At 41.3% G+C, this 1,744-nt stretch carries 3 protein-coding genes and 1 pseudogene; 2 read left to right on the forward strand and 2 right to left on the reverse strand.

What is annotated here, in order from left to right; translation table 11 throughout:
- Nucleotides 1–235 (forward strand): annotated as a pseudogene (locus tag PX481_RS19065) (Rpn family recombination-promoting nuclease/putative transposase); the annotation flags it as partial.
- A 324-nt stretch (nt 236–559) separates the two neighbouring features.
- The gene (locus PX481_RS19070; RefSeq protein WP_039899996.1) at nt 560–760 is read left to right on the forward strand and encodes a hypothetical protein; all 201 of its coding nucleotides are present in this window, start codon (nt 560–562) and stop codon (nt 758–760) included.
- Nucleotides 761–777: 17 nt separating this feature from the next.
- Here the strand turns inward: PX481_RS19070 and PX481_RS19075 are convergent, their stop codons facing one another.
- Together PX481_RS19075 and folP are read right to left on the reverse strand one after the other, a co-directional pair.
- A complete protein-coding gene (locus PX481_RS19075; RefSeq protein WP_002758047.1) occupies nt 778–1,236 on the reverse strand; it encodes a cupin domain-containing protein in 459 nt (152 codons plus the stop codon).
- Between the two features lie 48 nt (nt 1,237–1,284).
- On the reverse strand, nt 1,285–1,744 hold a 460-nt coding region (gene folP, locus PX481_RS19080), incomplete at its 5' end, for a dihydropteroate synthase (RefSeq protein WP_288095463.1).

The raw sequence follows: 1,744 nt of genomic DNA on the forward strand, positions 1-1,744 counted from the left end.
AACTCGTTTCTATCAAGAAGCTTTTGGAGATGGAATTGAACAGGGAATTGAACAGGGAATTGAACAGGGAATTGAACAGGGAATTGAACAGGGAATTGAACAGGGAATAAACTTGCAAAAATTGAAAACAATTCCTCTACTGCAAGACCTCGGTTTAACCCCACAACAAATCTCAGAACGCTTAGAATTAACTCTGGACACAGTGCTTAACTATTTGGCACAACAGCAACAATAATCAATCCTGTTTAAAAAGTCTAGAAAAGCAGCAATTGCTAAGTAGTGGGCAAATGGATAGTAGCGAATCAGTGACCTTTAAGCTATCAGGGATAACTCGATGAATAACGACTTATTGACTTTTCTCTTTTGTGTTGCCCTTCTTATTCTCTATCTATTTTTTTCAGCTTTAACCGAGATGGGAACAAAATGGCCTTGGACAAAAAAATAAGAGAAATACTTATAGATGTAAATAAACATAAAATCGGGTCAGGGACTCGGTCATTGGAAAAATTCTAGAGATTTGCTATCTAAACAATTAACTCTATTGCTCTACTGATAAAATATGAAACTAATTGCTGATATTTCTCCCAGTTTGGATTTATTCTTGTTGCTTTTTTTCTGGCATTGTCTCATCGGTGGCATTGCTACAGTCATCGCTATCAATAAAGGCTATCCAAGATTAAATTGGCTAATCTTCGGACTTCTGGGAGGAACCTTTACCTTTTTTATCGCTCTTTTCCTGAAAAAAAAGCCCAAAATTTAAGGGATGATATTGCTTGATTATCCTTTAATAGTTCCCATCAACACCTCTAAATCTTCTGCGTCTAACTCCTCTGGGATACCATTGCGAATTAATTCCGAAAAATCCTCATTGGGAACCATAAAACATAGTGCATAAAGTCTTCCGTCCCCCACATTTCTAATCTCGTGAATACCCGTGGGACGGACTAATAAACTATCCCCCGGCCCCAGGGGAATCGGTTTACCATCACAGATAGCCATTCCCTCCCCTTTGAGGATAAAAAACATTTCTACGGCAAAATGATGACGATGGGTAGGGGTGCGACCGTGGGGATCGAAAATTTCCACACAGACGGTCAAGGAATCCCCCGCTACGGTAGAATCGAAGACGATCGCTAAACGATTCGTATCCCCAGCGCTAATGCGAAAAACTTGATAATCCCGGGGAGATCGAATCACGGGTAACATACAATGATCGCTGGTTAGTTGGCTATTCATCGCTAATTTCGATCGAACTGTGGATGATTCTAAGACTAGCAAAAATTTTCAACTTCGCTCGATTGCGTCCACCACTTTCCTCACATCTACGATCGCAGCCACATCATGGACGCGCAGGATATCGGCCCCCTTAGCGATCGCTATAGCACAGGCCGCCGCCGTTCCGAAAACTCGTTCTTTTGGGTCATTTTTGCCTGTAATCTCGCCGATAAAGCGTTTTCTCGACAATCCAATTAAAACAGGTAAATCTAAATCCCGAAATTGCCCTAATTCTCGCAATAACTCAAGATTTTGTCTCCCAGTTTTGGCGAAACCAATTCCCGGATCGATGATAATATTTTCCCTAGCAATGCCCCACTGTAAAGCTTCCTTAACGCGATTCTGTAAAAATTCTTTAATTTCCTTGACTAAATCCTCATAATGTGTTAGCGATTGCATGGTTTGCGGATTGCCCCGCAGGTGCATGAGGATGATGGGAACGGCCAATTTAGCCACCGTAGGCAATAAT

The organism is Microcystis sp. M53603_WE2 (genome assembly GCF_030065435.1).